Annotated in this window: 20 protein-coding genes; 8 read left to right on the plus strand and 12 right to left on the minus strand. The window is 72.2% G+C overall.

The annotated features are described in order from the left end of the window. The first annotated feature begins 131 nt into the window (after positions 1 to 131). Positions 132 to 1,757 (plus strand): FAD-dependent monooxygenase, encoded by a 1,626-nt coding sequence (locus ACLQ2U_RS21035; RefSeq protein ID WP_425752424.1) that lies wholly within the window; start codon positions 132 to 134, stop codon positions 1,755 to 1,757. A 39-nt stretch (positions 1,758 to 1,796) separates the two neighbouring features. Here ACLQ2U_RS21035 and ACLQ2U_RS21040 read toward each other — a convergent pair whose 3' ends face one another. Continuing rightward, on the minus strand, positions 1,797 to 2,174 hold the full coding sequence (locus ACLQ2U_RS21040) for an antibiotic biosynthesis monooxygenase family protein (RefSeq protein ID WP_425752425.1): 378 nt from the start codon (positions 2,172 to 2,174) through the stop codon (positions 1,797 to 1,799). A 613-nt stretch (positions 2,175 to 2,787) separates the two neighbouring features. On the opposite strand from ACLQ2U_RS21040, the gene ACLQ2U_RS21045 reads away from it, so the two are divergent. Then, on the plus strand, positions 2,788 to 4,620 hold the full coding sequence (locus tag ACLQ2U_RS21045; protein WP_425752426.1) for a BTAD domain-containing putative transcriptional regulator: 1,833 nt from the start codon (positions 2,788 to 2,790) through the stop codon (positions 4,618 to 4,620). Positions 4,621 to 4,680: 60 nt separating this feature from the next. Here ACLQ2U_RS21045 and ACLQ2U_RS21050 read toward each other — a convergent pair whose 3' ends face one another. Then, positions 4,681 to 5,433 carry an SDR family NAD(P)-dependent oxidoreductase gene (locus tag ACLQ2U_RS21050; protein ID WP_425752427.1) on the minus strand — a complete coding sequence of 251 codons (753 nt, stop codon included), beginning with the start codon at positions 5,431 to 5,433 and terminating at the stop codon, positions 4,681 to 4,683. A 179-nt stretch (positions 5,434 to 5,612) separates the two neighbouring features. Between ACLQ2U_RS21050 and ACLQ2U_RS21055 the strand changes: the two genes are divergently transcribed. The 4 genes from ACLQ2U_RS21055 to ACLQ2U_RS21070 are packed head-to-tail and all read left to right on the plus strand — an operon-like array spanning position 5,613 to position 9,013. Beyond that, positions 5,613 to 6,326 carry a TenA family protein gene (locus tag ACLQ2U_RS21055; RefSeq protein ID WP_425752428.1) on the plus strand — a complete coding sequence of 238 codons (714 nt, stop codon included), beginning with the start codon at positions 5,613 to 5,615 and terminating at the stop codon, positions 6,324 to 6,326. Next, a complete protein-coding gene (locus ACLQ2U_RS21060; protein WP_425752429.1) occupies positions 6,323 to 7,525 on the plus strand; it encodes a cytochrome P450 in 1,203 nt (400 codons plus the stop codon). Before ACLQ2U_RS21055 ends, ACLQ2U_RS21060 begins: the two co-directional genes overlap by 4 nt. Next, positions 7,522 to 8,202, plus strand: a complete 681-nt coding sequence (locus ACLQ2U_RS21065) for an SDR family NAD(P)-dependent oxidoreductase (RefSeq protein ID WP_425752430.1) — start codon at positions 7,522 to 7,524, stop codon at positions 8,200 to 8,202. Before ACLQ2U_RS21060 ends, ACLQ2U_RS21065 begins: the two co-directional genes overlap by 4 nt. Positions 8,203 to 8,230: 28 nt before the next feature. After that, complete coding sequence (locus ACLQ2U_RS21070; RefSeq protein WP_425752431.1) at positions 8,231 to 9,013, plus strand: SDR family NAD(P)-dependent oxidoreductase; 783 nt, start codon at positions 8,231 to 8,233, stop codon at positions 9,011 to 9,013. A gap of 223 nt (positions 9,014 to 9,236) precedes the next feature. Here the strand turns inward: ACLQ2U_RS21070 and ACLQ2U_RS21075 are convergent, their stop codons facing one another. The 5 genes from ACLQ2U_RS21075 to ACLQ2U_RS21095 all read right to left on the minus strand — a co-directional run bounded on the left by ACLQ2U_RS21075 (position 9,237) and on the right by ACLQ2U_RS21095 (position 15,221). Further along, entirely contained in the window at positions 9,237 to 10,838 is a 1,602-nt protein-coding gene (locus tag ACLQ2U_RS21075) for a hypothetical protein (RefSeq protein WP_425752432.1), read from the minus strand. Next, positions 10,826 to 11,422 (minus strand): nitroreductase family protein, encoded by a 597-nt coding sequence (locus ACLQ2U_RS21080; RefSeq protein ID WP_425752433.1) that lies wholly within the window; start codon positions 11,420 to 11,422, stop codon positions 10,826 to 10,828. Before ACLQ2U_RS21080 ends, ACLQ2U_RS21075 begins: the two co-directional genes overlap by 13 nt. A gap of 17 nt (positions 11,423 to 11,439) precedes the next feature. Continuing rightward, positions 11,440 to 13,299, minus strand: a complete 1,860-nt coding sequence (gene asnB, locus ACLQ2U_RS21085; protein ID WP_425752434.1) for an asparagine synthase (glutamine-hydrolyzing) — start codon at positions 13,297 to 13,299, stop codon at positions 11,440 to 11,442. Between the two features lie 87 nt (positions 13,300 to 13,386). After that, a complete protein-coding gene (locus ACLQ2U_RS21090) occupies positions 13,387 to 14,979 on the minus strand; it encodes a multicopper oxidase family protein (protein WP_425752435.1) in 1,593 nt (530 codons plus the stop codon). Between the two features lie 53 nt (positions 14,980 to 15,032). After that, entirely contained in the window at positions 15,033 to 15,221 is a 189-nt protein-coding gene (locus ACLQ2U_RS21095; RefSeq protein WP_425752436.1) for a ferredoxin, read from the minus strand. A gap of 176 nt (positions 15,222 to 15,397) precedes the next feature. On the opposite strand from ACLQ2U_RS21095, the gene ACLQ2U_RS21100 reads away from it, so the two are divergent. After that, positions 15,398 to 16,405, plus strand: a complete 1,008-nt coding sequence (locus ACLQ2U_RS21100; RefSeq protein WP_425752438.1) for a methyltransferase — start codon at positions 15,398 to 15,400, stop codon at positions 16,403 to 16,405. A 51-nt stretch (positions 16,406 to 16,456) separates the two neighbouring features. On the opposite strand, the gene ACLQ2U_RS21105 is transcribed toward ACLQ2U_RS21100, so the two are convergent. The 3 genes from ACLQ2U_RS21105 to ACLQ2U_RS21115 are packed head-to-tail and all read right to left on the minus strand — an operon-like array spanning position 16,457 to position 19,600. Further along, positions 16,457 to 17,470 carry a methyltransferase gene (locus tag ACLQ2U_RS21105; RefSeq protein ID WP_425752439.1) on the minus strand — a complete coding sequence of 338 codons (1,014 nt, stop codon included), beginning with the start codon at positions 17,468 to 17,470 and terminating at the stop codon, positions 16,457 to 16,459. A gap of 15 nt (positions 17,471 to 17,485) precedes the next feature. After that, complete coding sequence (locus ACLQ2U_RS21110; RefSeq protein ID WP_425752440.1) at positions 17,486 to 18,733, minus strand: FAD-dependent oxidoreductase; 1,248 nt, start codon at positions 18,731 to 18,733, stop codon at positions 17,486 to 17,488. Between the two features lie 9 nt (positions 18,734 to 18,742). Then, positions 18,743 to 19,600: an LLM class flavin-dependent oxidoreductase gene (locus ACLQ2U_RS21115; RefSeq protein ID WP_425752441.1), complete on the minus strand. Its 858-nt coding sequence runs from the start codon at positions 19,598 to 19,600 to the stop codon at positions 18,743 to 18,745. Positions 19,601 to 19,836: 236 nt separating this feature from the next. On the opposite strand from ACLQ2U_RS21115, the gene ACLQ2U_RS21120 reads away from it, so the two are divergent. Then, positions 19,837 to 20,814: an LLM class flavin-dependent oxidoreductase gene (locus tag ACLQ2U_RS21120; protein ID WP_425752496.1), complete on the plus strand. Its 978-nt coding sequence runs from the start codon at positions 19,837 to 19,839 to the stop codon at positions 20,812 to 20,814. Between the two features lie 65 nt (positions 20,815 to 20,879). Here the strand turns inward: ACLQ2U_RS21120 and ACLQ2U_RS21125 are convergent, their stop codons facing one another. Next, the gene (locus ACLQ2U_RS21125) at positions 20,880 to 22,277 is read right to left on the minus strand and encodes an NAD(P)/FAD-dependent oxidoreductase (protein WP_425752442.1); all 1,398 of its coding nucleotides are present in this window, start codon (positions 22,275 to 22,277) and stop codon (positions 20,880 to 20,882) included. 60 nt (positions 22,278 to 22,337) lie between these two features. Next, positions 22,338 to 23,678 (minus strand): cation:proton antiporter, encoded by a 1,341-nt coding sequence (locus ACLQ2U_RS21130; RefSeq protein ID WP_425752443.1) that lies wholly within the window; start codon positions 23,676 to 23,678, stop codon positions 22,338 to 22,340. Between the last annotated feature and the right edge of the window lie 71 nt (positions 23,679 to 23,749).

Consider the following 23,749-nt stretch of genomic DNA (forward strand, 5'->3'; position numbering starts at 1 on the left):
ACCGGCCCTTGAGGCGCGGGCCCGATGCTGTGCCCGCGAAGGGAGGCGCCGGACCCGGCGGGTGCGCCTTCCCCCATCCCGGGCCCCGGCCCGGTACCCGACCGCGTGTTCCCGACCGAGATGAGGAAGCGATGCCGACCGACAGCGACGCCAGGCCGACGGACGCCGTCGGCGCCGGACCGGAGGACGAGCACACCCAGGTGCTCGTCGTGGGCGGCGGGTACGCGGGCCTCGCCTCCGCGCTGTTCCTGTCCCACCAGGGGGTGCGGACGGTCCTGGTGGACCGGCACCCGGCGGTCTCGGTGCAGGGCCGGGCCCGTGGGATCAACCAGCGGACCATGGAGCTGTACCGGCCGTACGGCCTGGAGCCGGCCATCCGCGCGGCGGGCCGGCCGTTCGACGACGAGTCCGGTGTGGTGCGCTGCGAGACGCTCGCGGGCGAGTGGTCCTGGATCCTGTCCGACGACACCCGCAAACCGCTGCCCGACCTGACCGCCTGCGAGTTCGGCATGGCGGACCAGCGCGCCGTCGAGCCGCTGCTGATCGAGGCGGCCGGCGAACGGGGCGCCGACATCCGCTTCGGCACCCAGTGCGTGTCGGTCGCGGCCGACGCCGACGGCGTCACCGCGGTGCTCGAGGACGCCGGCACCGGTGCCCGGCGTACCGTCCGCTGCGACTACCTGATCGCCGCGGACGGCTTCCGGGGGAAGGTCGGGCCGCAGGCCGGCGTCACCCGGGAGGGGCCGGGGACCACCCAGAACTGGGTCACGTTCGTGATCCGGGCCGACCTGTCGCGGATCGTGACGCAACGGGCGATGTTCTGGATCGTGGTGAACGACGAGATCGGCCAGGGTTCCTTCCTGACCACGTCCGAGCCGGACCAGTGGGCCGTCAGCGTCACCTACGACCCGGCGGTCGAGACCGGCGCCGACTACACCCCGCAACGGTGTGCCCGGCTGGCCACCGCCGTGCTGGGCGTCGACGTGCCCGTCGAGGTGCTGGACGTGGCGGCGTGGGAGGAGGCGGTCGGGGTCGCGGAGCGGTTCCGCAGCGACCGGGTCTTCCTGGTGGGCGACAGCGCCCACGTCTGGCCGCCGGCCGGCGCGATGGGCGCCAACGCGGCGGTGCAGGACGCGCACAACCTCGCCTGGAAGCTGGCCGCGCGGCTGCGCGGCTGCGCCGGCGACCGGCTGCTGGACTCGTACGAGGACGAGCGGCGCCCGGTCGCGCTCGCGCTCGCCGACATCACCGTACGCCGACAGCGGGCGCGGTTCGGCGGCGGCGACCCCACTTTCGACGACGTCGACGACGTGCTGCTGACCCTGGGGCAGCGCTACCGGTCCACCGCGATGCTGGGCGTGCGACATGACGCCGTCTACGGGTCCGACCTGCCGCCGGACGCCGCGCCGGGCACCCGGGCGCCGCACCTGTGGCTCGAGCACGAGGGCGAGCGGATCACCGTGCACGATCTCTGCCACGACTCGTTCGTGCTGCTGACCGGGGCCACGGGTGGCGCCTGGGTGAGCGCCGCGGGCCGCTGCGCCGAGCGGACCGGGGCGCCGCTGCGGGCGTACCGGATCGGCGCCGAACTGGCCGATGTGGAGGGTGTCTGGGAGAGCCGCTACGGCTGCCCCGCCGACGGCGCGGTGCTCCTGCGTCCGGACGGCTACGTGGCCTGGCGTAGCGCCGGGCCGGTGGACGGCCGGGCGGAGGTGTTGACCGGGGTGCTCCGCGAGGTGCTCAGCGGATCGTTCTGAGTGGCGTGCGGCGGGGCCGGCGTGCCGGCCCGCCGCCCCTCAGTAGGCGGCGGCGACCTCGTAGATGCCGAAGGGGCGGTCGAGGGGTGGCCCCTGGTAGCGGCGCAGCGGCGCGGTCGTACCCCGGTGGCTCGCCCCGGCCTCCCAGGACCGGAACGCCGCCAGGCTCTCCCACTCGCTCATCACCACGAACCTGCCGGGATCGTCCGCCAGCCGCAGCAGCTCGTTGCCCAGCAACCCGGGCGTGCCGGCCAGGTCGGCGCTGATCCGGTGGTAGGCCTCCTCGACGGCGCCCTGCTCGGTGGGCGGCGCGGCGGCGTGGATGAGGACCCGCACCCGCGCCGCGCCCGGCGCGGCTGCCGACGGCGGCGAACCGGACGCACCGCCGGGAACTGACTGGGCCTGCCGATCGGACATGGTCCGCCGTCCTCTCTGCGCGTAAGGCCGACCGCCGGCGTTCCGGCGGCCGCCCGCACAGCACATCCGACGGCACTGGTGTCCGGCTGGCGGCGGTGTGGCCGGGTCGGGTCCGCCGGACCCGCGCTCGAGGCTTCCTCGACGACGGGGCAGGAGTCGGTTTGACGTCGATCGTTGTCCTTGTCAATCCTGCGCCCGTTTGTAAAAGTTCTGAAAACGACCGGAGCGCCGTGGGGCACGGCTCATCCTAATGGGCCCGAAATGGGCCTGGTGGCAGCGGTCTGACGGAGCAGACGGTCTTGACGGCCAGCGCAGTCACGCTTACCGTTCATGACGTTCCCGCACTCCGTAGCTGCCTGATGACCGTTGGTGATCGGCGGCGATTCGAGTTTATCGGGCATTTGGGGGTGATCCGGCCGATCAATCGAAAATGCGTGTACATCGCTCCAGGTTGACGTTTCTCGATGACTCCACTGCGTAACTCAACGATGAATAGCCGAATGGCTGCCAGGAATTGAACACGATGTGGAATTTGCGCGCACCGGGCCACTCGAACTGCTGGGCATCAACGGTGAGGCAACCCCGGGCCAATGCGATGAGGGGGGAAGGCATAGTGGGTTTCTCAATCCTCGGGTCACTATCCGTATGCCACGAAGGCCGTGACATCACGCCGACGGCACCGAAGGTCCGCCAGGTCCTGGCGTTCCTGCTCGTGCGACGCAACCAGATCGTGCAGGTCAGCGAGTTCATCGACGAGTTGTGGGGCAGCAACCCACCGGGCAGTGCGATGACCACCCTGCAGACGTACATCTACAAGCTGCGCCGCGACGTTCTCGAGCTGTCCGGCCTGGCGAACCTGCACACGCAGTCGTGTGGCTACCTGCTCGACGTCGCCGACGACCAGCTCGACGTCTGCCGCTTCGAGAGCCTGTCCCGGCAGGGCCGGGCGGCCCAGGAGGCCGGGGACACCGCCCGAGCCAGCGAGCTGCTCAGTGAATCCCTGAGCATGTGGCGTGGTCGGGCGCTCTCCGGGGTGACCGCCGGGCAGATCCTGTCCGCCCACGTCGCCCGGCTCGAGGAGAACCGGCTACGGGTGCTGGGCATGCGGATCGAGGGGGACATGCTCCTGGGCCGTTACGAGGAGCTGGTCAGCGAGCTGAAGGGGCTTGTCCGGTCCTACCCGCTGCATGAGCGCTTCCACGCCAGCCTGATGACGGCGCTGAACCGCTCGGGACGCCGCTACGAGGCCTTCGAGGTGTACCGGCAACTGCGCGACCTGCTCGCCGACGAGCTCGGCCTGGAACCGTCCACCTCGGTGCAACGCCTCTACCAGTCCCTGCTGCACGCCGAACCGGCCGACGGCGCGGCGAGCCCGGTCCGGACCGGCCCCGGGCGTCCCACCCGGCCGGCCGTCGTCCCGGCGCAGCTGCCGGCGGACACCCCGGACTTCACCGGACGCGCCGAGATGCTGGAGCGGGTCCGCCGGATGCTCGCCGTCCGCCACGACAACGGCACCACGGCGCGTGCCGTGTCGATCTGCGGCATGGCCGGTGTCGGGAAGACGACCCTGGCCCTGCACGCCGCTCACGTCGACAAGGCGCAGTTCCCCGACGGGCAGCTCTACGCCGACCTGCGCGGGCCGTCTCCCCGCGGAGCGGCGACGCCAACCGACGTGCTGGCCGGCTTCCTGCGCGCGCTGGGGGTGCCGGAACAACAGGTGCCACCGACGCTCGAGGAGCGCAGCAGCCTCTTCCGCACCGTCAGCGACGGCAGGCGACTGCTGGTCGTGCTCGACGACGCGCTGTCCGCGTCACAGATCGCCGCGCTGATCCCGGCGACACCCACCAGTGCCGTGGTCATCACCAGCAGGTGGGGACTGCAGGACCTGCCCGGTGTACGGGTCATGAAGCTCGACGTCATGCGCCCCCACGAGAGCCTCGAGCTGCTCGGCCGCATGATCGGCCGGGACCGGGTGGCCGCGGAGCGCGAACAGGCCGAACGCATCATCCACCGGTGCGGCAACCTGCCCCTGGCCCTGCGCTGCGTCGGGGCCCGGCTGGCCGCGGCGCCCACCCTGACGTTGCAGCGGATGGCCGCGCTGCTGGAGAGCGGCCCCGCGCCGCTGGACCAGCTGCGGTTCGCCGAGTTCGACGTACGGGCCAACTACGACAAGACGTACTTCCGGCTCGCGCCGCACGACCGCAGCGCGCTGCGGCTGATCAGCCTGCTGCCGCCACCCACCTTCACGGTCGCGACGGCGGCGAGCCTGCTCGGTGTCGGCGCGGACGCCGTGGAGGACCAGCTCGGCCGACTGGTCAACTACCACCTGCTGGAGGCGTCGTCCGACCGTGGCACCGACACGGTCCGGTACCAGCTGCACCGGCTCGTCCGGCTCTACGCCCGGGAGCGCCTCAACCGCGAGTTCATCCGACCCGTGTCGGCGTGAGCCCGGCCGCCGCAGCCGCGGCGGCCGGGGACCTGCCGGCGGCACCGGGCCGCCGGCGGGTCACTTGCCGCCGGCGGTGTGCACCACCTCGCCGTTGACGTTCCCGTTCGCCTCCGAGCCGAGGAAGACGATCAGCCGGGCCACCTCGGCGGCGGTGCTCAGCCGCCCGCTGGGGGTGTCCTCGGTGGCGCGCTCGAGCAGTGCCGGGTCCACCGCCTCGAGGCTCTCGGTCAGCGTGCCCCCGGGTGCGACCACGTTGGCCAGGACGCCGTGCCGTGTCCACATCAGACCGCGGACGAGACCGTGCAGCGTCGCCTTCGCCGCGCTGTAGAGCTCCGAGCCGGGATTGCCGTGCGTCGCGGTGACCGAGGACAACAGGACGATCCGCCCCCAGCCCCGCTCGCGCATGCCGCCCAGCACCTGCCGGACCGTCCACAGGTGCCCCTCGACGTTCTCCCGGAACCGATCGAGCCAGTACTCCATCGGCAGCTCGTGGTAGGCCGGCGTCTCCTCCGGATTGGTCCAGACCCAGGTCTGCGCGTTCGCGACCAGGACGTCCACCCCGCCCCACCGCTGCTCCACGGCCCGTACCGCCGCCCGGGCGCTCGCCGGGTCGGCCAGGTCGTACGGCAGTGCCAGCGCCCGGTCGGCCCCGCCCAGCTCGTCCACCACCCGGTCCGCGGCGTCCTGCGCCGAGTGGTACGTGATCGCCACCCGTGCGGACTCCTCGGCGAACGCCCGAGCGGTGGCGAGCCCGATCCCCCGCGTGGCGCCCGTGACGAGCACGCGCTTGTCCTTCAAACCGAGATCCATCGCGTTTCCCCTGCCTCGCTTTTCCGGCATGCCTGACGTGCCCTTCACCCTCGGTCACCGGACTCGACGTTTGCTCGCCGGACGCCGCCGCGGGCCGGTCCGCTCGGTCGTCGCTCCAGGGCGGGTCAAGCCGACGTGGTTAGCGTCGCCCCCGACGACCGCCCGTCGAGAGGACGCCGATGGTGCACGAGGAGCTACGCGAGATCCGGGATCCGGTGCTGCGTCGGGTGCAGAACCACCGGTTCTGGGCCGGGCTGCGCGACGGGACGCTGCCCGGCGCGGCCCTGACCCACTTCGTCGAGCAGGACACCTTCGGTCTGCTGCCGGCGTACGCCCGGGCGCTGGCCCGCTGCGCCGCCGCCGCGCCCGACGACGGCGACGTCCTGCTGCTCGGTCACTCGATCGTCGGCACGCTCGACGCCCGGGACCGGCTGCGCCGGGCCCACCGCGAGCTCGCCGGCCGCCTCGGCGTGCCGGCCTACCGGGAGGCGCCACCGATCGACCCCGCCACCCGGGCCCACACCTCGTTCCTCGCGGCCGCCACCGCCGACTCGTTCCACGCGGGCCTCGGCGCCCTGCTGCCGATGGTGTGGTTCAACGCCGAGGTGTCCGACCATCTGGTCGCGGCGGCGACGCCCGGATCCCGCTACCTGCCGTGGATCGAGGCCTACCACCCGGGAGCGGACTACGGCTACGCGGTACAGGCATTTCTCGACATGGTCGACCGGGCCGGCGCGGCGGCCGGGCCGCGCGGGCGGCGCCTGATCATCGAGCAGTTCTCCATCGGCGTCCGTTACGAATGGGCGTTCGCCGAGGCCTGCGCCGCATCGGCCGGGGGCCACCGCGATCAGCTTCCGTACGAGGAGCCGACCAGAAAGGGCGCAGCGACGTGAGTACGCAGAGTGCCATCCCCTACCCGTTCCCCTGGACCCCCGTGATGGAGGTCCCCGAAGCGCTCCAGGGCCTGCGTGAGGACGCGCTGGTGGAGGTCAGCCTGCCCAGTGGCGACACCGCCCTGCTCGTGACGCGGTACGCCGACGTCCGCAGCCTGTTCGCCGACGACCGGCTGAGCAAGAACATCGCCCGGCCGGACGTCGCGAGGATCACCAAGGACAACGACCTGTTCGTCGACCCGAAGATCGACGGCGACCCGCCGCACCACACCCGGATGCGGGGCCTGGTGACCAAGGCGTTCACCGCGCGCCGGATCGAACTGCTGCGCCCGTACGCCCAGCAGGTCACCGACGAGCTGATCGACGAGATGGCCAAGGGCCCCAAGCCGGTCGAGCTCAACGAGGCGCTCGCCTTCCCGCTGCCCATCCTGGTCATCTGCAAGCTGCTCGGCATCCCGCCGGAGGACCGCACCAAGTTCCGCCGGTTGGTCGACGGCTTCCTGTCGGTGACCAAGCTGCCGCCAGCCGAGGTGGAGGAGTGCCGCACCGGCCTCTGGGACTACCTGGTCGAACTCATCGACTACAAGCGGGCCAACCCGGGCGAGGACGACCTCATCACCAGCCTGATCAAGGTGCGCGACGAGGACGACAACCGGCTCTCCGAGTACGAGCTGCACCACTGGACCCGCAGCCTGCTCATCGCCGGCTACGTCACCACGGCGAGCCAGATCGGCACGGCCACCGCCGTCCTGCTGCACCGCCAGGACCTCAAGCGGCAGATCCAGGAGGACTACTCGCTGGTGCCCTCGGCGGTCGAGGAGATGCTGCGGACGCAGATCATGGGGTCCTCGATCGGCACCCTGCGGTTCGCGTTGGAGGACATCGAGCTGTCCGACGGCACGATCCTGCCAAAGGGATCGAGCGTCCTGCTGTCCGAGGAGTCGGCCAACATGGACGAGGAGGTCTTCAAGGACCCCTTCACCCTGGACATCCACCGCCAGGAGAACCACCACATGACCTTCGGCGCCGGCATCCACTACTGCGTCGGTGCCGCGCTCGCCCGGATGGAGCTGCAGGTGGCCACCGAGACGCTGCTGCGCCGGTTCCCGGACATCCGGCTCGCCGTCCCCGCCGCGAGCCTGCCCCGGGCGCTGGGTGGCTTCATGGAGGGCTTCAGCGCGGTCCCGGTGACCTGGTGAACGACCGCACGGCTCTGGTCACCGGCGCCAACCGGGGCATCGGACGGGCGGTCGCGCAGGAACTGCACACCCGGGGGCTGCGGGTGGTCGTCACCGGCCGCGACGGCGCGGCGGCGGCGGCCGCCGCAGCGGAGATCGGCCCCCGCGCCACCGCGTACCGGCTCGACGTGACCGAACCCGGTGACGTCGAGGAGGCCGGCAAGCAGCTCGCCCCGGTCGACGTGCTGGTGTGCAACGCCGGCGTCCTGCTGGACGCCGGCACCGATCCGCTCGGCGCCCCGCTGGACCTGGTCGAGACGACGCTGCGGATCAACCTGCTGGGCGCCTGGCGGGTCCTGCAGACGTTCCTGCCGCCGATGATCGAGCGGGGCTGGGGGCGGGTCGTGCTGGTCTCCAGCGGCACCACCGCCGAGTTCGGCGGCGCGCTGTTCGCCGGTGCGCCCGGCTACTCGCTGTCCAAGGCGGCGATCAACGGGCTCACCGCGATGGTGGCCGCCCGTACGGCCGGCACCGGCGTGCTGGTCAACGCGGTCAACCCCGGCCGGGTCCGCACCCGGATGATGCCCGGCCAGCAGACGCCGCCCGAGGTGGCGGCCCGTTTCATCGCCGACGTGGCGACGCTGCCCGACGACGGCCCGACCGGTCACTTCCTCACCGAGCGACGTGGCTCGGGCTGAGCCGACGGTTCGACGAACAGGAGAAGACATGCGATTCGATCTGTCCGGAAAGAAGGCCGTCGTCACCGGTGCCGGCGCCGGTATCGGGCTGGCCGTGGCCCAGGCGCTCGCCGGTGCCGGCGCCGACGTGCTCGGGGGTGCCCGTACGGTCAGTCCGGAACTCAAGGAGTGCACCCCGTACACCATGACGGTCGACCTGATGACCGAGGACGGTCCGCAGCAGCTGGTGCAGCGGGCGCTCGACGAGTTCGGCGGGGTGGACATCCTGGTCAACAACGTGGGCGGCGGCGTCAAGCTCGCGGCCGGCTTCCTCGACATCGGTGACGACGTCTGGCGGCACACGTTCGACCTCAACGTCTTCACCATGATCCGGGCGACCCGCGCGGCGCTGCCAAGCCTGGTCGAGCGCCAGGGCGCGATCGTCAACATCGGCTCGATGAACGCGGCGATGGCCGACCCTCGGCTGGCCCACTACTCGGCGGCCAAGGCCGCGGTGTCCAACATCAGCAAGGCGCTGTCGGCCGAGTTCAGTCCGCTGGGCGTCCGGGTCAACACGATCCTGCCCGGCCCGGTGAAGACCCGCCTGTGGACCAATCCCGCCATGGCCGCACGGGCCGGGATGACTCCGGAGGAGTTCCTGGCGATGGTGCCGAAGATGGCCGGCCTGTCGACCGGGCAGCTGATCGAGCCGGACGAGATCGGCGCGCTCGTGCTGCTGCTGGCCTCGGGGAAGGTGCGGAGCATCACCGGCGCGGACTACACGATCGACGCGGGCATGGTGCCGCCGTCGCGGTACCAGCGACCGAACTGAGCCCACGCCGCCTGCCCCGCCCGCACTCCATCGAGGAGCGCGGTCGGGGCCGCGTCGCGCCCGGACAGCCCGGCGGCCACCGGCCGGCTGGGGACGAGGGGCGCGCCGGCCAGAGACCGGCCGGCGGACGAGGGGCGCGGCGGCCACGGACTGGCCGGCGACGAGGGGCGCCACCCAGGCGGGTGGCGCCCCTCGTCGCGATCGTCGTCCCGCGCCGGACGGGTCACCCGGCCCGGGCACTGTCCCGTCCCGCTGCGACCGCCGGCTCCGCCCCGACCTCGACGGCGATCTCGTCACGGCCGCCGTTCCCTGCCGGCCCGTTGGTGGCCGCCCCGTTCGCTGTCGGCCCGTTGGCAGCTGACCCGTTGGCGGCCGGCCCGGTCGCCCCCGGACTGTTCGCGGCCGGCCCGGTTGCCTCCGCCTGGGCCCGCCGCGCCTGGTCGAGCAGGTCGTCGCCGCCCAGCACCACCGCCGCCGGCCCGACCAGGTTGACCCGCCGGTTGAAGGCCCGGCCCAGCTCGACGTCGTGCAGCACGCCGCCGGCCATCGCCGCCATGATGAGGTCCTGACGGTCCATCTCGGCCCGGTCGTGCTCGGGCACCGGCCGGCCCGTGAGCCGGTAGCTGCGCGCCCGGTCCATCGCGGCCGCCTCCCGGTAGACGGCGTCGGCCTCCGCGGCGCTCGTCGCGTCGTACGCCCGCGCCAGCGCCAGCAGGTCGGGTGCGTGGGCGACGACGGCGTCCGCTGCGGCGAACGCGTAGGTGAGCGCCATCGCGGACCCCCAGCCGTACGCCGGGTTGGTGCTGCACAGCGCGTCGCCTACCGGCAGCAGGCCGACGACGGCCGGCCGGCCGTCGCGCAGGTAGTGCCGGCGCAGGTTGCGGTTGCCGGCCATCACCTGCACGTCGTCGAGCGGCGTGCCGGCGCCGGGGTCGATCCACGGCGCCAGCGCCGGGATGGCGCGGGCCGCGGCCTCCCAGCGCGCGACGTGCCGCAGCTCCCGGACCCCGGGAGTGCCCGGATGGCATTCGAGCGCGAACGCGTAGGTGTCGTCGTCGCCGGCGAAGCCGATCCAGGAGCCGAGCGGGAACTCACCGCGCAGCGTGGCGACCGACATGCGGGGCAGCTCGCATCCCGGCCTGAACCGGTAGTAGCGGCTGTAGTAGACCGTCTCGCAGTCCTGCACGTCGGTCGGGACGTCGATGCCGCGGGCGGCGAGCCAGCGGGGGACCGGCGTGCGCTGGCCCGCGCAGTCGAGGACCAGATCGGCCTCGACGAACCTGCCGTCGGCGAGCTCGATCCCGGTGACCCGTGGCGGTCCGTCCGGGGTGGGCGCGAACCGCAGCCCGGTGGCGACCGCCGGGCAGTGGAACACGATCCCCGGCTCCGCCTCAGCGGTCATCCGCAGCGCGAGTTCCAGCACCGGTCGCCGCGCCCAGATGTTCGTGAACGCGTCGTCGGTGGGCTGCCAGAGCTCCGGCGGGATGAAGTGCTTGAAGAGGTTGATCTCGCCGACCCCGTTGGCCCGCAGCCGGTCCAGGACGTCCGGGGCGCGCTCGGCCAGCAGGTTGCGGGCGCGCGCCGAGAAGCCATGCGGCAGCCGGAACTGCGGCACGCCACGGCGCGGCCATGCCAGGAACGGGTCCGCCGCCGGATGGGCCGGTGGCGGATCCCGCTCGATGACCTCGACGGGCCGGCCGGACCGGGCCAGCGCCAGGGCCGTGGCGAGCCCGGCGATGCTGCCGCCGAGGATGGCGATGCGTCCGTACGGCGTTCCGGGTGCGGGCTGCCCGGCGACCGGCTGGCGCGGGCCTAGCGCCGCCACTCGACGATCTCGTCTCGGGGCTTGCGGCGGGCGGCGCCGGGCGGGATCGGCATGCGGCGGGAACGGTCCTCGTGTCCGATGGTGATGACCCCGGCGAGCCCGACGTCGTCCGGCAGGCCGATCACGTCGCTGAGCGCCCGCAGCTCGTCGGTGTAGACCGAGCTGAAGACGCCGGTGCCAAGCCCTTCGTTGAGTGCGGCGAGCTGGAGGAGCATGAACAGTGCCCCCGCGTCGAACCACCAGAACGGCACCGGCCACGGCACCTCCGACCAGCCGGGGCGGACCGCCTCGCCGGAGTAGCGCTCGTGATAGGTCTGCTCCCGGGTGCCGACCCAGATGTGCACCGGGGCGTCGGCGATCCACCGTGGGAAGCCGAGCTCCACGTACCGCGCCTCGGCGATGTCGGCGGCCGCCTGGCGCAGCTTCTGGTCGGTCACGACCACGACCCGGTATCCCTGGCTGAAGCCCGCGCTGGGCGCGCGGTCGACGACTGAGACGATCCGTTCCAGGGCCTCGTCCGACACAGGTTCGTCGGTGTAGCTGCGCACCATCTGGCGCTTGCGCAGCACGTCCGCGTAGTCCATGGCAATCCCCTTCCGATTCAGACGGCCAGCTCGACGTCGTACTCGCGCAGCCAGGTGTCGAACTGCAGCGCCATCTCGATGTTCATCCGGCTGACCCACTGGTGGGCGATCTGCGACGGCTGCTCGACCGCCGCGCGGGCCGCGGGCAGGTCGAGGAACGGCAGCGCCGGCGAGGAACTGTCGGCGAGCAGCTCGGCCAGCTCCTGGCGGAGCATCTGGGCGTACGCCGGGTCCTGGGTGACCGGCCACGGACACTTCACCCGATCCAGCACGGACCGCGGCACCCGGTCCCGCACCGCCGCCCGCAGCAGGCTCTTCTCCCGGCCGTCGAAGGTCTTCATCGCCCAGGGCGTGTTGTACAGGTACTCGACCAGCCGGTGGTCGCCGTAGGGCACCCGCAGCTCCAGGGCGTTGGCCATGGCGAGCCGGTCGTCGCGGTCCAGCAGCATCGGCAGCCACCAGGTCAGCGTGACGTGACTGATCGCCCGCATCCGGTGTTCCTCGGCGCTCTCGCCGTCCTGGTGCGGCGCCCGCGCGAGCGCCTGCCGGTAATGGTCGGCGTAGTAGCTGCCCAGGTCGAGCTTGTCCATGAACGCCGGGTCGAACAGGGCCCGGCCCTGGCCCCGCGGCGAGCCGGGCTGCAGGAACTCCTTGGCCACCCACGGGAACATGTCGGCGCTGAGCAGCTCGTCGTCGTACATCCAGCTGTAGCCGCCGAAGATCTCGTCGGCGACCTCGCCGCTGAGCGCGACGGTCGAGTGCTGCTTGATCCGGCGCGCGGTCAGGAAGTTCGAGGTGTCCATGTCGCCGAGCGTGGTCGGCATGTCCTGCGCCCTGAGGGCGGCGAGCCGGACCGCCGGGTCCATCAGGTCCCGCGTGTTCAGCTGGATGCGTACGTGCTCGGACCGCAGCTGCCGGGCGACCTCGGCGGCGAACGTCTCGTCCGGGGCGAACCGGACGTCGTCGGGCTGGAACTTCGTCGCGTAGTCGTCGAAGGTCGTCACGAACGTGCGGATCCGTTCGCCCTCCAGCTTCCAGCGCCAGTCGGCCGCGATGGCCGAGACGGCGCTGGAGTCCACTCCGCCGGACAACGCCGTGCACAGCGGCACCTCGGCCTCGAGCTCGCGCAGCACGATGTCGTCGAGCAGGGACCGTACGTGTGCCACGGTGCCGTCGACGTCCTCGGTGTGCTCCTGCGCCGTGAGTTCCCAGTACGTGCGGTCGACGACCCCGTCGCGGCCGATGGTGAGGCTGTGCCCGGGCAGCACGGCGCGCATGTCGCGGAACACGGACATGCCCGGCTGCTTGGCGGTGGCGAAGAGCTCCTGCAGCCCGTCGATCCCGACGACCGGCCGCACCTCGGGGTGCGCGAGGAGGGCCTTGGGCTCGGAGCCGAAGACCACACCGTCCGGGCGGAGCGCGTAGAACAGCGGTTTGACGCCGAGCCGGTCGCGTGCCAGCAGCAGTTCGGAGCGGGCCGCGTCCCAGATCGCGAACGCGAAGATGCCCTCGAGGCGGGTCGCGCAGTCGGCGCCCCACTCGAGGTAGGCCCGCAGGATCACCTCGGTGTCGCTGCGGGTCTCGAACCGGTGCCCCCGGCTGCGCAGCTCGGTGCGCAGTTGCTTGAAGTTGTAGACCTCGCCGTTGTAGACGATGGCCGCGACCCGGCCGTCGCCGCCGTAGGCGGTCATCGGCTGGGCCCCGCCCGCCACGTCGATGATCGCGGTCCGGGTGTGGCCGAGCCCGACGTGCTTCCCCAGCCACACTCCGCGGCTGTCCACGCCGCGGTTGGCCAGCGTGTCCGTCATCGCCTGCAGGGTTGGCCGTTGGTTCGTCAGGTCACGGCTGAAGGCGACCCAGCCGACGATGCCGCACATACCATCTCCTCCGGTTGCTCCGACGCCGCCTGCAGCCTGCCGGGGGGCTTTGAAGCCCCTCTCGACGGCCGCTCGACGGCGCCGGTGTCAACGCGGAGCGGTGGAGTGCCCGCTGTGGCCCGGGGTGCCGACGGTCTCGCCGGGCTCGAGGACCACGAACTGGCCCATCATGCCCTTGTCCTCGTGCAGCAGCAGGTGGCAGTGGAACATGAACGGCACGTTGCGGTCGGCGTGCCGGTCGAAGCGGACGGCGAGCCGGAAGGTCACCTCGGGCGGGTTGTAGATGGTGTCCTTCCAGCCGCCCAGCTCCGGCGGGGGCGGGGCGCCGTTCACCGACAGCACCTGGAACTGCGCACCGTGCACGTGGAAGTTGTGCGGGCGGGGGAACGGGCTGACCACCTCCCAGACCTCGGTGGTGTCCCTGACCACGCCGAAGTCGATCCGGCCCATGTCCATGACCAGGCCGTTGATCTGCTCGCCGGACATCTCGAACCGGCGGTCGACGCGGTCCGCCGCGGCCTGCAGCGCCGGGGCCGGCGCGAGCGTGGCCGCGGGTTGCGGCGAGGGCCGCAGCTGGGCGCCGGCGCGCAACTGGAGAACGTCGAGGGCGTCGTCGCCTCCGGTGAACCGCTCGTTGAGCGGGTCGAGCCCGAGCTCCGGTGGGTAGCTGCGCAGCACCACCCGTTCCCCGGGGGTGAGGGTGACGACGATCTCGGCGCGCTCGCCGGGGGAGAGCTGCACCCGGTCGGTGGCGTGCGGCGCGCTCAGCAGGCCGCCGTCCGTGCCGACCAGTGCGAACGACCGGTCGTCGGCGAAGCCGAAATTGTAGACGCGCGCGGTGGACCCGTTGAGGATGCGCAGCCGCACCCGCTCGGTCACCACGTCCAGGTACGGCCCGACGGTGCCGTTGACCAGCACCGTGTCGCCGAGGATGCCGACGTTGCCGAGCCGGGACCAGCCCGCGTCGAACTGGTTGTCGCCGTCGAAGTTCTTGTCCTGCACGATGACCGGGATGTCGTCGACACCGTATTCGGTGGGCAGCCGGGACGCCGCGGTCTGCTCCGGGTCGTCGATGAGGAGGAGCCCGGCCATGCCCCGGTAGACGTGCAGTGCCGTCTGGTCGTGCGGGTGCGGGTGGTACCAGAGCGTGGCGGCCGGCTGGTCGATCGTCCAGGTGGGCTGCCAGACCGCCCCGGGGCCGATCAGCTGGTGCGGACCGCCGTCCATGACGGCCGGCAGGTGCATGCCGTGCCAGTGCACGGTGGTGGGGACGTCCAGGCCGTTGCGGACGTTGAGCTGCACCGTGTCGCCGCGGTTGGCGCGCACCGTCGGGCCGAGGAAGCCGTTGTCGAACCCCCACGTCGTGGTGGGTCGCCCCGGGCGGAACTGGCGGGTGCCGGCGGTGGCCTGCAGGTCGAAGACCCGGCGGCCGCCGTCGGTGCGGGCGGGGGCCAGCGGCGGGATGGCGAGGGGCTGGTCGAAGTCGACCTTCCCGACGGTGTCCACGTCGTGCACGGCGTACACGATGCCGGTGCCCGCGGCGGCGAGACCCAGCACCGCAGGGACGCCGATGAATCCTGCCTTGAGAAGTCTGCGCCGGGTGAGCCGGCGTGGTCGGGCGGCCGGTGGCGGCGCGGTCGTCGGGCCTTCGGTCGGCGTGCTCTCGATCGGCTTGACCAAGACGTCGTACCCCTGTCGGTCGGCGGCTGGCAACGCGGAAAGTCAGCGGAATATTACTCGATGTGGATGGATCGCGTGGGGCACCCGCGGGCCGCGATCTTCACGTCCTCGTGCAGGTCCGCCGTGGGCTCCGGGTCGATCACCTCGACCGCGCCGTCCTCGTCCTGGTCGAAGACCTCCGGCGCGCGGTAGACGCAGAGGCTGCTCACCGCGCACGTCTCTTTGGTGGCACTGACCCGCATCACGATTCTCCGTCCGTCGTCCGGTCCGCCGGCCCGGCCACAGGGCCCTGGTCGCGCCATGGTGGACGGCCCGGCTCGAGCCTCGGTGTAGCCGCCCGCCGCGATCTCCAGCAGGGTGCGACGCCCGGACGCGACGATGCGCGCACACCCATCGCCCGCCGCGGAGAGGACCGCCCATGACCGACCCGGCTCTCGAACCCAGCCCGTGGATCCTGCGGCTCGGCAACGCCTTCTGCGAGGCGCAGGCCCTGCTCACGGCCGCCGAGCTCGACCTGTTCACCGTGCTGCACGGCAGCCCGGCCACCGAGCGCGAGCTGTGCCGCCGGGTCGGGTTGCACGGCCGCGGCGCCCGCGACTTCCTGCACCTGCTCGTCCGGCTCGACCTACTGACGGACGAGGACGGGCGGTACCGCAACACCCCGGACGCCGACCGGTACCTCGTCGCCGGCGAGCCCGGCTACGTCGGCGGTTTCCTGCACGGCGCCAAGGCCAACCTCTATCCCGTCTGGGGCGGCCTGACCGAGACGCTGCGCACCGGACGGCCCCGCTCGGCGTCGGACTCCTTCGCCGCCATGCTCGACGACCCCGCACAGCTCCGGCGGTACGCGCAGATGATGGACGGCGTGCTGCGCCCGCTGCTGCCGCGCCTGCTGGAGGCGGTGGACTGGGCGGCGTACCCGGAGGTGCTCGACGTCGGCGGCTGCCGCGGCAGCCTGGTGGCCCGGCTCGTCGCGCGGCACCCGGGGATGTCCGGGCACGTCTTCGACCTGCCCCAGCTGGAACCGGTCTTCGCCGAGCACATGGCGGAGGCGGGCGCTGCCGGCCGGGTCACCTTCCACGCCGGAGACTTCTTCACCGACCCGCTGCCGCAAGCCGACCTGGTGGTCTTCGGTCACGTGCTGCACAACTGGGACGCCAAGCAGCGGGAGCTGCTGGTGCGCGCCGCGTTCGACGCCCTGCGGCCCGGGGGGGCGCTGCTCGTGCACGACCGGATGCTCGACCCGGCCGACCCGCGCGTCGACAACCTGCTGGCCAGCCTCACCATGGCCCTGGTCACCGAGGACGGCGGCGAGTACCCCGTCGAGGAACTCGCCGAACTGGCCCGCGCGGCGGGCTTCGCCGCGGTCGACCGGCAACCGCTCGACGACAACGAGACCCTGGTGCTGTGCCGCAAGGCGACCTGACCACGCACGAGGCCGGGACCACCGCGGTGGTCCCGGCCCTCTCGGCGTACGTCAGCTGGCCCGGCGCGCGACGACCAGGGTGTCGTCGTCGCCCAGCAGCCGGCTCTCGACCGTCTCGAAGCCCGCGTTCTTGGCGTGCTCGGTCACCTCGCCGACCGTGTACTCGGAGCCGCCGTCGGTGACCAGCAGCATGTCGAGGCTGATCACCAGGTTCTCCACCCGGCTGGACGCCCGGTCGAGCATCCGGTCGTAGACCAGCAGGACGCCGCCGGGGTTGACGCTCTGGTACGCCTTCTCGACCAGGAAGCGCCGCTGCTCGCGGTCCCAGTCGTGCAGGACGTGGCCCATCACCACGATGTCCGCGGTGGGCAGCGGGTCGGTGAAGAAGCTGCCGCCGTGGAAGGTGAGCCGGTCGGTCAGCGACTTCTCGGCGGCCTGCTCGTCGAAGAACGGCTCCATCTGGGGCAGGTCGAAGACGTGCCCGGTGAGGTTGGGGTTGGCGGTGACGATCTGGGCCGCCAGGCTGCCCCGGCAACCGCCGACGTCGAGCACCGAACGGTACCCACCCCAGCCGTCGTAGGCGGCGATCAGCTGCGGCCCCAGCGTCCGGGTCAGCGCGTCCATCGAGTTGATGAACTGGGACAGGATGCGCGGGTTCTGCACGACGGCGTCGAAGCTGCTGCCCGACTGCGGCTGGCCGGTGCGCAGCGCGTCGGTCAGCCGGCCCCACGCCGGGTAGAGGTTGCGGTTGGAGCGCTCCAGGAACCCGCCGATGTAGGATCGCTCGCCGCTGACGAGGAACTGGTCGGCGCCGGCGGCGTTGCGGTACCGGCCGTCGGAGTGCTCCAGCAGCGACAGCTCGACCAGCAGGTCCAGCCAGTCGGAGAGGCCACGGCCGTGCAGGCCGAGCTTCTCGCGGATCTCGTCCTCGGTGGCCGGCCCGGACCGCAGGGTGGTGAAGAGGCCGAGGTCGACGGCGGTCAGCAACGCCTTCGCGTCGCAGAAGGAGTTGGCGAGCCGGATGATCCCGGCCGGCCGGCTGGTGTCGATCGCAGTGGTGGTCACGTGTGCGGCCCGCCTTTACGTCGTGGAGAATTCGGTTTCGCTGACATTGATCTTCTTCATCGACCACTGCGCGATCCGCAGGGACATGGTGACGGCCTCGGTGGCGTACCGGACCATCTCGGTCTGGTACCGGGTCACCGCGTCGGCCAGGGAGCTATCGCCGTCCGCCACGGACGTCAGGGCCGCGCAGAGCGCGCTGGCGTCCCGCAGGGCCGTGTTGGCGCCCACCCCGCCGGTCGGCGGCATCAGGTGCACCGCGTCGCCGAGGGGAATCACGGTGCCGGTCGGCCAGGCCTCGACCGGCAGGGTCGCCCGCAGCGCGAGCGGGTACGTCTCGGCCGGCTCGGAGTGCGCGAAGATGCCGCGCAGGTCGGGGTGCCAGCCGGCGGTGCGCTCCAGCACGAGCTGGCGCAGCTCCTCCCCGCTCAACGCGAAGAAGCGCTCGTCGCTCAACCCCAGCACGTCCTGGTGCACGCTGAAGACGGACATGTAGTAGTCGTCGGGGGAGCCCAGGTCCAGGTCCGGCCAGAGCCGGTCGGCAGCCGCACCGGGGGCGGTCCGGAAGACCATCGGCATCAGCGCGAGCCGCAGGCCGTCGGCGCCGGTGACGTTGAGGAACCGGTCCCGCAGCACCTCCGGCAGGCCGGCTTCGTGCGCCAGGGCCCGCGGCGTGCGGGACAGGATCGCCCGTACGCCCATGTCGCGGGTCTTCTCGCCGGGCCGCACCTGTGCGCCGACCGCCGAGTTGGCGCCGTCCGCGGCCACCAGCACGTCCCCGGTCGCCGAGGTGCCGTCGGCGAAGTGCGCCACCACCCCGTCCGGCGTCTGCTCGTGGCGGACGAGGCGCTTGCCGAAGTGGACCACGTCCGCCAGCCCCGCGAGCAGCACCCGGCGCAACGTGGCGCGGTCCACCGCGTCGATCTTGTCCGGGGAGTCGCCGCGCGGGTCGTCGAAGGTGGGCGCCGGCATCGGGTTGAGCCGTTCGTCGTACGCGACCAGCCCGCGCTGGTGCCGGTCGTTGGCCGTGGCGCTGAGCAGCTCCTGCGCCCGGCGGGGCAGGCACTGGCGCAACGCCGCCTCGCCGTCCGGGCTGATCCGCAGGCGGTAGCCCTGCATCCGGCCGTCGGGGGAGCTGTCGCGCTCGTAGACCGCGACGTCGGTGAAGCCCGCCTGGCGCAGCCCCTGGGCCAGGCAGAGGCCGCCGATGCCGCCGCCGATGACGAGCACGCGCAGGGCACGCGCCCTGGAGTGGGAGGTAGGCATGAGTCCGGCTCAGCCGAGCACCACGGCGGCGATCCGGTCCAGGTGGGCCGGGTCGGCGCTGCAGGGCAGCAGCAGCAGCTCGTCGCATCCGTTGGCGGCGTACCCGTCCACCACGTCGCGCAGCACGGCCTCGTCGGTGACGGCGCCCTTGGCGAGGTGCTGGACCAGGTCCCCCATGTAGGCGTAGTAGCTCTGCATGTGTTCGGTGGCGAGCTGCCGGCCGTTCTCGCCGAGCGAGACGTAGCAGTTGGCGCCCATCCGCGGGGTGCCCTCGCGGCCCTCCTCCGCCCACAGCTCCTTGACCTTCGTCACCAGCTCCGGGTACTTGTGCGGCGGGCCGCCCGGCGAGATCCAGCCGATGCCGTACTTCGCCGCGCGCCGCAGGGCCGCCGGCGACTGGCCGCCCACCAGGAACGGGATGTCGCCGTTCGTCGGCCGGGGGCCGACCCCGGGGACCGGGCCCTCGCCGCGCCAGACCGCGCGCAGCTCCTCGATGGTCTCGTCCAGCCGCCGGCCCCGGGTCGCGTAGTCGGTGCCGGTCGCCTCGTAGTCGTCCGCCCGCATGCCGGAGGAGACACCGACGATCAGCCGACCGCCGCTGAGCCGGTCCAGGCTGGCCAGCTGCTTGGCCAGCTCGACCGGGCTGGGCCGGTACGCGGCCAGCAGGATCGCCGTGACCAGCTTGATCCGCTCGGTGACCCCGGCCGCGCCCGCGAGAGCGACGATGCTGTCGTAGTTGTCGTAGACCATCCGGTCCACGACGGTCAGGCTGTGGAAGCCGAGGCTCTCCGCGCGGCGGGCGAACTCGATCAGCTGGCGCCCCTCCGCCCCTGGGATGGTGGTGGGCAGGCAGACACCGATATCCATCAGGCTCTCCTCGCGTCGCAACTCAACGGGGGCCAGCTTGCCGACCACGTCTGGGGCAGCGGTCGAGGCGCGGTCGACCCGTACGGCCCGCCGGAGCTGTCGGGCGGACCGCTCGACACCATCTCGACCCGCCCTGCGGCCTGCCGTGACATAACTGCCTCTCGGCTCATAAGCACAGGCCGGCCTGGTCGCCGGCCGCGGACCTGGAGGACCGACCCCTGAAACTCGGAGCGATCATTGAGTGGGCGGACGACCTCGCGACGTTCCGCCATGCCGTCCGGCTCGCCGACGAGCTCGGCTACGACATCGTCGGCGTCGGCGACAGCCCGGCTCGTGCCTACGAGATGTACGTGTCGCTGACCGTGGCGGCACACGAGACGCGCAGCGCGACGCTGACGCCGATGGTGACCACGCCCTTCTTCCGGCATCCCGCCGCGACGGCCACCGCGGTGTCCACCCTCCACGACCTGACCGGCGGCCGGGCGATGCTGGCGCTGGGCAACGGCGGCAGCGTGCGCCGGATCGTCGGGCGGTCCCCGGTGGCCACGCCGCACGAGCTGCGCGACTACCTGATCGCCGTGCAGGCGATCCTGAAGGGCGAGTCGGCGCACGTCGACGGCTTCGACACGGAGCCGTTGACGCGTACCCGGCAGGTGCCGGTCTTCGTCGCCGCCGACTACCCGACGACGCTGCGCCTCGCCGGCGAGCTGGCCGACGGCGTGGTGACCACCGTCGGCATGTCAATCGAGCGGGTGGCCCGCAAGGTGGCGGTGGTCCGCGAGGCGGCCGAGAAGGCCGGCCGCGACCCGGCGGCGGTGCAGGTGTGGGGTTTCAGCTTCATCTCGGTGCGCGCCACCCGGGCGGAGGCGAACGCCGAGATCGGCGCCGCGCTCGCCTCGGACGTCGCGTTGCGGCTCAAGAGCCCGCACATGCGCCGACAGGTCCCGGCGGACCTGCTGCCGGCGGTGGAGGAGATGGAGCGCCGGTACGACGTGTGGGACCACACGGTCGGTGGCAAGAACGCGCAGCTGCTCGAGGAGTTGGGCCTGGTCGACCTGGCACTCGGGATGACCGGCATCACCGGCAGCGTGCCCGAGGTGGCGGCGCACCTGCCGCTGCTGGAGGAGGCGGGACTGACCGGCGTGTTCGCGGCGCTGCCGCCGCTGGCCGATCCGCTCGGCACCCTGCGCGGGCTCCGCGCGGCCGCGGGCTGATCCTCGGCACAAGGATCGGGCACCGTTGCCGAAGTAGCGGTGCCCGATCCGTCTGGGTGCCCGGCTCACTCCGGCGCGGGCGTGGCCCGCAGCCCCAGCGTCGGCTGCATCGTCAGGTAGAGCCCGCCGACCGCGTTGGCCGGGTCGAGCGGTGACTGCTTCATCTCGTGTACCCGGTTGAGGTTGTTCAGCGGGTTCGGGTCGCCGCTGCCGGACCCTTGCAGGTGTTCCTGCACGACGTGGTAGGCGCGCTCGGCGTCGTCGAGGTCGGCGATGCCGGTGATGATCCGGTCGAACGCCGCCTGCACGTTGAGCCGGTCGCGTTCGTCGGCGGTGAGCCGCTGGGCGTTGTAGAAGTGGTAGTCCTTGCCCCGGTAGCTCTCGTAGAAGACCGACACCAGGACGAGCAGGCGCTCGTACGAGTGGCGGTAGACGGTCTCGTAGAACGCCCACGCGTCCTTCTCGGCCACCTCTCCGCGCAGCACGCTGCTCAGGCTGGCCGCCGCGAGCATGCCGCTGTAGGTGGCCAGGTGCACACCCGTGGACAGCAGCGGGTCGAGGAAGCAGGCCGCGTCGCCGGCGAGCAGGTAGCCCGGGCCGGCGAAGCTCTCCGTCACGTACGAGTAGTCCTGCTCGACCTTCATCTCGGCGACCTGCTCGGCGCCCTCGAGCATCGCCAGCACGGTCGGGCACTCCTGCAGGGCCTCGTCGTAGACGGCCTGGATGCCGCCGAGCCGCTGGCGGCTGTCGTTGAACAGGTCCCGGCCGGTGACCAGGCCGACGCTGAGCGTCCCGTCGTGCAGCGGGATGGCCCAGAACCAGCCGTTGGGCACCGAGCAGACGGCGATCGCGCCGTCCGGCCCCTTGCCCAGCGGCTTGGCGCCCTTCCAGTACGACCACGCGGCGACGTTGCGGAACACCTCGTGGAACCGGCGGCTCTGCAGGTGCCGGGTGGCGAGCACGCCGCCGCGGCCGGACGCGTCGACCAGGTGGCCGAACTCGATGCGCCCCCCGACGTCGGGATTCTTGGTCTCGAACCAGCGTGCGGCCACGGCCTGCTCGCCGTCGAACTCGACGTCCCGGACGCTCACCCCCTCCACGACCTCGACGCCCAGCTCGCGGGCGTGGTCCAGCAGGATCTGGTCGAACTCGCTCCGGATGACCTGCCACGCGTTGGTGTTGTCGTTGCCCTGGTCGGAGAAGCGGACCTCCCACTCCTCGGTGCCCCAGTGGAAGTAGGCGCCGCCCTTGGGCTGGAAGCCGTGCGCCCGGATCTTGTCCCAGACGCCGAGCAGCTCGAAGATGGGACGGCACGACGGGAGGATGGACTCTCCGATGTGGTAACGGGGGAACCGATCGCGCTCGACGAGCGTCACCTGGAACCCCGCTTTGGCCAGCAGGCCGGCTGTGGTGGCGCCGGCCGGGCCGCCGCCGATGACAAGGATCTGGGTGGATTCACGCATGTCCGCATCGTGGCGACCCGGCGTCCAGCGGCGATGGTGCGCCGATCGACTCGGGGGTGGTCAGCGCGCGCCGTCCGCGTCGTGCGCCAGCGGCCGGTCGTCGAACGTCTGCGCGCGCAGCCGTTCCTCGGCGGTCTGCTCGAGGCCGGCCATGGTGCGGCGCAGCAGCGGCGGCGCCATCAGCGAGGTCACCATCGCCACCAGGATGATGATCGTGTACACCTCGACGCTGAGCACGCCGAGCCGCAGGCCGACCATGGCGATGATGACCTCGATGACGCCCCGGGCGTTCATGCCGGCGCCGAGCGCGAGGCCCTCCCAATGCCCGAGCCGGCTCAGCCGGGCGCCGAGGTAGGCGCCGGCGAACTTGCCCAGGATCGCCGCGGCGAGCACGATCAGGCCGGTGACCAGCACGACCGGGCGCACCAGTGCGGTCAGGTCCATGCGCAGCCCGGCGAGGGAGAAGAACAGCGGCGCGAGGAAGGCCATGACCGTCGCGCGCAGGGGAGCCAGTTTGGCGTACGACAGGGCGCCGCAGTTGCCGATCACGATGCCGCAGATGAAGGCACCGAACACCGCCTCGAGCTTGACCGCCTGGGTCAGTGCCCCCGCGAGCAGGACGAGGATCACCACCACCGCGATGGTCACTCTGCCCTCCTCGGCGCCGTCGGCGCGCCCGGCCCGGCGCAGCAGGCCCCGGAAGACCGGGCGCAGCAGCATCGCCGCGACCAGGACGCCGAGCAGCGAACCGATGGAGAGGGCGATGTTGCCGGCGCGTACGCCGGTGGTCGCCATGGCCGACACCACGGACAGGGTGGCCCAGCCGATGATGTCGTCCACCGTCACGGCGCAGAGGATCAGCTGGCCGACGTTGCGGTGCACCAGCCGCAGCTCGGTCAGCGTCTTGGCGATGACCGGGATGGCGCTGACCGCCATCGCGACGGCGAGGAACAGCACGAAGGCGCCGCGGTCGGCGGTCTCCGGCACCAGTGACGCCGGGATGGCCAGGCCGATGGCCACGCCGAGCCCGGCCGGGATGAGCATGCCGGCGAGGCTGACCCGGGCCACGGTGGCGCCGCGGCGGCGTACCAGGGAGAGGTCGATGTGGGCGCCGGTGATGCCGACCAGCAGCAGCACGCCCACCTGCCCGACCGCCTCGACCATGTGGAACTGGGCCGGGTCGGGCGGGAACAGCCAGCCGCTGAGGGCGGGGGCCAGGTTGCCCAGCACGGACGGCCCGAGCAGGACGCCCGCGCTGAGTTCGCCGACGATGGACGTCAGTCCGAGCCGCTGGGTGAGCCGGCCGAGCAGCAGCGCGCTCACCGCGAGCAGGGTGAGCTGGATCAGGAAGGTACGCAGGTCGACGGACTCGATGAGGGGGATGGGCTGGCTCACGGACATGGATGACCCTCCGGTCTCGGCCGCCACGGCCGGGACGCGGCGGCGGCGGACTGCCTCGCTGCGGTGCCCCC

It is taken from the genome of Micromonospora sp. DT47, from assembly GCF_049844475.1.
In the GTDB taxonomy this organism is placed as follows: domain Bacteria; phylum Actinomycetota; class Actinomycetes; order Mycobacteriales; family Micromonosporaceae; genus Micromonospora.